Here is a 7,130-nt window from a genome sequence, read left to right on the forward strand (position 1 = left end):
TCAAAGCTCTGCCGCGGCGTGCGCCGGGCCTCTCGCGCCGAAGCCTTGTCCGGGAATCGAGTCGAGCAGGGCGCGGGTATAGGGGTGGCGGCGCTGGCCGAAGACCTCGGCCACCGTGCCGGATTCCACCACCTCGCCATCCTTCATCACCGCGATCAGGTCGCAGACCTGCGCTGCGACGCGCAGATCGTGGGTGATGAACACGATGGAGAGGCCGAGCCGCTCGCGCAGCTCCGCCAGCAGCTTGAGCACCTGCGCCTGCACCGAGACGTCGAGCGCCGAGACCGGCTCGTCCGCCACCAGCACGTCAGGTTCGAGCGCGAGTGCGCGCGCCAGGCCGATGCGCTGGCGCTGGCCGCCGGAGAATTCGTGCGGATAGCGGTCGGCCGCGGCGGGATCGAGCCCGACCAGGCCGAAGAGCTCGCGAGCCCGCGCCAGCGCCTCGCGGCGTGCCATGCCGGCGACGATCAGGCCCTGCGCCACCAATTCGCCCGCCTTGCGGCGCGGGTTGAGCGATGCGAACGGGTCCTGGAACACCATCTGCACATGCTTGGCTTGGGCGCGCATCTCGCGGCGGCCGAGCTTGGTCAGGTCGCGCCCGGCCAGGCGAATCTCGCCGCCATCGGGGTCGATCAGCCGCACGATGCAGCGCGCCAGGGTCGACTTGCCCGAGCCGCTTTCACCGACGATGCCGAGCGTCGCGCCCTTCGGCAGGGCGAGGCTGACATCCTTCACCGCATGGGTGACGCGCTGGCCGCGGCCGAGGAATCCGCCGGTGCGATAGGTCTTGGAGACGTTCGCCAGCGTCAGGATCGTCTCCTGCGCCAGCGGCCGCGGCGGCGGCGGGCTCAGCGCCGGCACGGCGGCGATGAGCTGGCGGGTATAGGGATGGCTCGGCCGCTCCAGCACGCTGGCCGGCTCGCCCTCCTCGACCACCAGCCCGTGCTGCATCACCACCACGCGGTCGGCGATCTCGGCCACCACGCCGAAATCATGGGTGATGAACAGCACCGCCGTGCCCTTGCGGGCCTGCAATTCGCGGATCAGCTTGAGGATCTGCGCCTGGGTGGTGACGTCGAGCGCGGTCGTCGGCTCGTCGGCGATCAGCACCTTGGGGTCGAGCGCCAGCGCCATGGCGATCATGGCGCGCTGGCGCTGCCCGCCGGACAGTTCGTGCGGATAGGCCTTCGCCGCCCGCGCCGGATCGGGAATCTGCACCTCGGCCAGGAGGTCGAGCACGCGCGCCGCGATGGCGCGCCGGTCGAGCCGGGTGTGGATCGAGAACATCTCGCCGATCTGGTCGCCGATGCTGCGCAGCGGGTTCAGCGCCGTCATCGGCTCCTGGAAGATCATGGCGATGCCGGCGCCGCGCACCTTGCGCATCTCGGCCGGGCTGGCGGCGGCGAGGTCGCGGCCGTCGAACAGGATGCGCCCGCCCGAGATCGCGACGCCGGTCGGCAGCAGGCCCATCACCGCACTGGCGGTCATCGACTTGCCCGAGCCGGATTCGCCGACGACGCAGACGGTCTCGCCCGCCTTGAGGCTCAGCGAGACGTCGCGCATGGCATGCGCGCGGTCGGCGCCCGCCGGCAGGCTGACGGAGAGCCCGTCCAGAGTGAGGATCGCGCTCATCGTCCCTTCAGCCTCGGATTGAGGGCGTCGTTCAGGCCCTGGCCGACCAGTGAGACGCCGAGCACGGTGAGCAGGATCGCCACGCCCGGAATGGCCGAGACATACCATTGCACCCGCAGCACGTCGCGGCCGAGGCCGATCAGATTGCCCCAGGAGGCGACGTTCGGGTCCGACAGCTTGAGGAAGGCGAGCGAGCTTTCGAGCAGGATCGCCACCGCCATCACCACGCTGGCATAGACGATCACCGGCGGCAGCGCGTTGGGCAGCACCTCGCCGAAGATCAGCTTGAGGTCGGAGAGGCCGAGCGTACGGCCCGCCTGGACGAATTCGCGCCCGCGCAGCGACAGGAACTCGGCCCGCGTCAGCCGTGCCGGTGCCGGCCAGGAGACGATGCCGATCGCCAGCATCACCGTCGGCAGCGTCGAGCCGAAGACGACGACCAGCACGAGCAGCAGCAGGAAGTTCGGCAGGGTCTGGAAGGCCTCGGTGATGCGCATCAGCAGCGTGTCGACCCGCCCGCCATAGAAGCCCGCGACGGCGCCGACGACGATACCGATCGCGATGGCGATCACCGTCGCCACCACGCCGATCAGCAGCGAGATGCGCGCGCCATGGAAGATCTGCGCGGCGATGTCGCGGCCGGAATTGTCGGTGCCGAGCGGGAAGCGCGGATTGGCGAAGGGCCATTGCAGCGGCCGGCCGGCCAGCGCCAGCGGGTCGCGCGGATAGAGCCAGCCGGCGGTCGCGGCCATCGCCACCACCACGAGCAGCAGCGATAGGCCGATGATTGCGGCCGGGCTGCGGAAATAGCGTTTCACGGCGTCCATCGCCCTCAGCCCTCCTGGGCGATGCGCGGGTCGAGGCGCGCATAGAGCAGGTCGACGATGAAGTTCACCGCGATTACCAGCAGCGCCGAGACGAAGACGATGCCGAGCAGCGTGTTGAGATCGCGCTGGATCACCGATTCATAGGCGAGGCGCCCGAGCCCCGGCAGCGAGAACACGCTCTCGACCACAACCGAGCCGCCGAGCATGGTGCCGGCCTGCAGGCCGATCAGCGTCACCATCGGCAGCAGCGCGTTGCGCAGCACATGGCGGGTGATCACCCTGGTCTCGTCGAGCCCCTTGGCGCGGGCGGTGCGGACGAAGTCGAGGTTCAGAACCTCCAGCATCGCGCCGCGCATCAGGCGCAGATAGATCGCCAGATAGATCAGGCCGAGCGTCGCCGTCGGCAGCACGAGATGGCGCGCGATGTCGAGCGTGCGGGCAAAACCCGTCAGCCCGGCGCCGACATCCTCGAAATCGCCCGCCGGCAGCCATTGCAGATGGACCGAGAACACCACGATCGTCATCAGCCCGAACCAGAAGGAGGGCGTGGCGTAGAAGATCAGGCCGAGCGTCGAGATCAGCGTGTCGGGCCAGCGGTTGACATGGCGCGCCGCCAGCACGCCGAGCACGATCCCGGCGAAGAAGGCGAAGGACAGTGCCGAGACCATGAGCAAAAGTGTCGCCGGCAGGCGTTCGGCGATCACCGACGCGACCGGCTTGCCGTAGATGGCCGACACGCCGAGGTCGAAGCGCACCAGCCGCCAGAGATACTGCCCGAGCCGCTCGGCGGTGCCGAGATCGAGCCCGTAGAAGCGGCGCAGTTCCTCGGCCAGCTTGGCGTCGCCGCCGCCCATCTGCGCCATCATCGCGTCGACCGTGTCGCCGGGCGCGAACTGGAGCAGCAGGAAGATGCCGATCAGGATCAGGAACAGGGTCGGGATCGAGGCGGCGAGCCGCCGCCCCGCAAGGGTGAGGATACGCATCGTCCAACTGCCATTCTGCCTGGATGGGTCGACGTCGTCGGCCCATCTAGGCATGTCTGCCCCTACTCGGCCAACCAGAGATCGTGCCAGCTCGACGAGCCCCAGCGCGGGGTGTTCGAGTGGTTGCGCGCCTTGGCGCTGATCGTGGTCACGAAGAGCTGCTCGATCGGCGTCCAGATCGGCAGCTCGCTGTTGGCGCGGCGGACGAACTCGCCGTAGAGCGCCTTGCGCCTGGCCGGGTCGGTCTCGCTGGCCGCGTCATCGATGATCTTGTCGATCGTCGGGTCGGTCCAGCCCCACTGGTTGGTCCAGGGCGTGCCGCGCGTCTGGCCGGAACGGTACCAGACCGTGGTCGAGACGGCCGGGTCGTTGCGGTACTGGTGCCAGCCCGTGATCAGGTCGAATTCCCAGTCGTTATAGGCCTGCTTCAGGAAGCCGCCGCCGTCGAGGCGCACCACGTCGACCTTGATGCCGACCTCGCCGAGCGACTGCTGGATGAAGGTGGCGAAGAGCGAGATGTCCTCGCCCCAGGGCGCCGGGAGCAGCCGCAGCGTGAAGCGCGTGCCGCCGGCGCCGGGCTTGAAGCCGGCCTCGTCGAGCAGCTTCACCGCGCGCGCTTTGTCGTAAGCGTATTGCGGGCCGTTGTCGGACGGGAAGAAATCGGTCGAGACCGAGGGGATCGGGCCGACGCCGGGCTTGGCGAAGTCGCCGAGGAAGTTCTCGATGAAGAAGGGGATGTTCAGCGCATGCGCGATCGCCTGGCGCACGCGGATGTCGGCGAGTTCCTTGCGGCGGAAGTTGAACTCGATCGTGTTGGTGCGGGCGTTGCCCTCGTTGCCCTTGGTCGAGACGATGAAGCGCTTGTCGTTGGCCAGGCGCGCCAGGTCCGAGATCGTCAGCCCCGAGAACGGGCTGTAATGCAGCTGCCCGGCCTCGAGCTGGGCCGCGGCGGCCGAGCGGTCGGTGATCACCCGCCAGATGATGCGGTCGAGATAGGGCGCGTTCTCGCGCCAGTAGCGCTCGTTGCGGTCGGCGATGATGTGCTGGCCGCGCTCATAGGAGACGAACTTGAACGGGCCGGTGCCGATCGGCGCCAGGTTGACCGGGTTGTTCCTTATGTCGCCCTTGCCCTCGTAGAGATGGCGCGGCGAGACGTAGCCGAGATCGGGCAGGGCGCGCAGCAGCAGGTTGAGCGGCATCGGCCGCTCGTAGCGGAACACCGCCGTATGCGCGTCGGGCGTGTCGACCGCGGTGAGGAACTGCTGCAGCGTCGTGCCGTAGTTGAGGATCTTCTTCCACATCTCCAGCGCGGTGAACTGCACGTCGGCGGCGGTGAAGGGCTGGCCGTCATGCCAGGTCACGCCCTTGCGCAGGCGGAAGGTGATGGTCTTGCCGTCGGGCGCGGCCTCCCAGCTCTCGGCCAGCACGCCGACCGGCTGGCCGTTGGCGTCGAGGTCGACCAGCGGCTCCTGGATCTTGCCGCCGACCACATAGACGCCGGTCGAGGCCTGCAGGCTGGGATTGAGCTGGCGCTGCTCGGCGCCGTAGTGAACGCCGAAGACGCCGCCCTTGCGTGGCGTCTCCTGCGCGAAGGCGCGGAACGGGTTAACGACATTGGCCGCGATGGCGGCGGAGGTCATCAGGACGGCGCGGCGGGTGGGCTGCATGATCTGTCCTCGCAGGGAAAGGGCGATGGGCCGCGGCTCAGGCGGCGACGAAGCTGACGATGACGCCCGCGGCGCGGCCGGCCGGGACGGTGGCGGCCTCGCCATGGTGGATCGCGCCGGAGGCGGCGGCCGCCGCGTCGAGATCGCGGCTGGCGATGGCCAGCGCGACCACGCCCTCGGCCCGGGCGCCCTCGCGAGCGGCGGCCGGATAGCGCGCGGCGAGGCCCTGCGCGTCGTAGAACACGAAATCGGCGCGGTTCGGCCCGGAGGCGACGCGCCAGGCATCGCCCTCCTGCACGGCCGCCTGGTCGGTCAGCCGCGCGAGATGGGCGGCGGCAGCGGCCGGGTCGGCGCTGAGGATCTCGATGCGGCGCAGCGCGACGGCTCCGTTGGCATGGGCCTGGAGTTCCGGCAGCCAGACGACCTCGCGGGTGCGGTGCTGGCAGGCGAAGATGCGCGTCGCGCCCGGGCGCTCGCTCAAAGGCCAGCGGAAGACGCTGAAGCGCGCTTCGGCCTCGCCGCCGCCGGGCAGCGGCACCGGGCGGCCGAAATGGATCGGCCCGATCGCCGGGAAGCCGCGCGCGCTGATCTCGGCGGCGCCGGCCTCGGCGTCGTCGGTGGTGAAGGCGATGCGCTCGATGCCCTCGCCGGCGGCGAGGAAGTCGCGCGTCGGCTGGTTCTGCTCGGTCTCGGCGACCGGGCTCAGCAGCTCGACATAGTCTTCGCCGAGCATGATCGTGTGGTTGGCCGTGCCGAGAATGGGCGAATGCAGGCCGCGCGGCGACACGGTGAAGCCGAGCGCCTCCCAGTCCCGGGCCGCGCGGGCGAGGTCACGGGCGGCGACGACGACATGATCGACGCCGAGGATATGCTTCAGAGCCATCGAAACGATCCGGATCAGTGGACGCCGCGGGCGGCGTCGGGCAGCGACAGAAGTTTTCTTCTTCGGGATCGATGCTATCCGCGGTCGCGATAGGCTGTCTCTAGCGTTGTCTTCGAGGATTGGAGAACAACGTTCTCCGTGGCGCGCGCCGAGGCGTTGCAGGGGCGCGATCCGCGCTCATGCGCGCGCGTTCACGTATGCGCACGACACGCTCACGCCCGCGCACCGCGCGATTCATCAAAACAACCGCCCGAAAGACCAAGGCCCGCTGCGGGCAGGCTGCGCCGGCGGCGCGGGTGCGGGCCGCCGGCGCTGTGCTCAGGAGCCGAGCTGGAGCACGTTGGCCCCAATATCGGGATCGACCGCGCGCTCCAGCCGTATCGGCAGCGTGGTGATCGCGATCTCCACCGAGCCGCGCCCGACTTCGAGCGCCAGCAGGTGCCCGCCATAGGCGCGGAAGCTCTCGTCGCCAGCGACGCCATGGGCATGGATCGAGGGCGCGCCCTCCTTCCAGGCCAAGGTGCCGGTCATGTTGGTCAGTTCGAGCTGCTCGAAGGTCTTCGGCCGGAACGCCTTGGCGACGTAGTCGTAGAAGCCGAAGATGGCGCGGCTCAGGAAGCCGAAGCCGGAGAAGGTCGCGAAGGCGATGTCCTCCTCCCGCATCAGCGCCTCAAGGCGCGCGAACACGTCGTCGCCGCGCCGCAGCACCATGAAGTAGCCCGTCGGGGTCGCGATAAAGCGCTTCGGCTCCGTCATGCCGGCCCGTCCTCCCTGAAAATGCCCGCGCGGCGGTGCCGGTGGGTCGTGGTTGAGGCCGTCCGATCCGGTCGAAACGGCCTTCCGGGACAGGCTAGCCCGGCGAGGTGCTCCGTCGAAACAGAAAAATTCGTGGCTGAAACCGCCGATTTCCCGCTGTTGCACTGCGAAAAGGAGCATTTCGAGGCCGTTTCGGCTGAGTTTTCCGAGGAGCGAAAGCGAGCCGACGAAAATTCTTCGAGGGGGTGTGTTGACACCCAAAATCGGTTTGCCTATAACGCGGCCATCGAGACGGCGCCGCCGCTTGGCGGGGCCGGCCTCCACGCTTCACTGTTTAGCACAGGGCGTTTGGTCCGGTTAGTTTGACCGGGTTGATGGTCTG

At 69.0% G+C, this 7,130-nt stretch carries 6 protein-coding genes; all 6 read right to left on the reverse strand.

The window, feature by feature from the left end:
- The 6 genes from ABE438_RS19805 to ABE438_RS19830 all read right to left on the reverse strand — a co-directional run bounded on the left by ABE438_RS19805 (position 1) and on the right by ABE438_RS19830 (position 6,748).
- Positions 1–1,632: an ABC transporter ATP-binding protein gene (locus ABE438_RS19805; RefSeq protein WP_346504399.1), complete on the reverse strand. Its 1,632-nt coding sequence runs from the start codon at positions 1,630–1,632 to the stop codon at positions 1–3.
- Positions 1,629–2,459 carry an ABC transporter permease gene (locus tag ABE438_RS19810; protein ID WP_346504400.1) on the reverse strand — a complete coding sequence of 277 codons (831 nt, stop codon included), beginning with the start codon at positions 2,457–2,459 and terminating at the stop codon, positions 1,629–1,631. Before ABE438_RS19810 ends, ABE438_RS19805 begins: the two co-directional genes overlap by 4 nt.
- A 5-nt stretch (positions 2,460–2,464) precedes the next feature.
- Entirely contained in the window at positions 2,465–3,442 is a 978-nt protein-coding gene (locus tag ABE438_RS19815) for an ABC transporter permease (RefSeq protein ID WP_346504401.1), read from the reverse strand.
- Positions 3,443–3,504: 62 nt separating this feature from the next.
- Positions 3,505–5,109 carry an ABC transporter substrate-binding protein gene (locus ABE438_RS19820; protein WP_346504402.1) on the reverse strand — a complete coding sequence of 535 codons (1,605 nt, stop codon included), beginning with the start codon at positions 5,107–5,109 and terminating at the stop codon, positions 3,505–3,507.
- Positions 5,110–5,146: 37 nt separating this feature from the next.
- Positions 5,147–5,992: a VOC family protein gene (locus ABE438_RS19825; RefSeq protein ID WP_346504403.1), complete on the reverse strand. Its 846-nt coding sequence runs from the start codon at positions 5,990–5,992 to the stop codon at positions 5,147–5,149.
- 318 nt (positions 5,993–6,310) lie between these two features.
- On the reverse strand, positions 6,311–6,748 hold the full coding sequence (locus ABE438_RS19830) for a PPC domain-containing DNA-binding protein (protein ID WP_346504404.1): 438 nt from the start codon (positions 6,746–6,748) through the stop codon (positions 6,311–6,313).
- Positions 6,749–7,130: the final 382 nt, after the last annotated feature.

Origin of the sequence: Allobosea sp. TWI1241, from assembly GCF_039673065.1 — a bacterium.
In the GTDB taxonomy this organism is placed as follows: Bacteria; Pseudomonadota; Alphaproteobacteria; order Rhizobiales; family Beijerinckiaceae; genus Allobosea.

Coding starts and splice junctions, on each gene's coding strand:
- ABE438_RS19805 (WP_346504399.1), bottom strand. CDS start 1,632: ATGAGCGCGATCCTCACTCTGGACGGGCTCTCCGTCAGCCTGCCGGCG.
- ABE438_RS19810 (WP_346504400.1), bottom strand. CDS start 2,459: ATGGACGCCGTGAAACGCTATTTCCGCAGCCCGGCCGCAATCATCGGC.
- ABE438_RS19815 (WP_346504401.1), bottom strand. CDS start 3,442: ATGCGTATCCTCACCCTTGCGGGGCGGCGGCTCGCCGCCTCGATCCCG.
- ABE438_RS19820 (WP_346504402.1), bottom strand. CDS start 5,109: ATGCAGCCCACCCGCCGCGCCGTCCTGATGACCTCCGCCGCCATCGCG.
- ABE438_RS19825 (WP_346504403.1), bottom strand. CDS start 5,992: ATGGCTCTGAAGCATATCCTCGGCGTCGATCATGTCGTCGTCGCCGCC.
- ABE438_RS19830 (WP_346504404.1), bottom strand. CDS start 6,748: ATGACGGAGCCGAAGCGCTTTATCGCGACCCCGACGGGCTACTTCATG.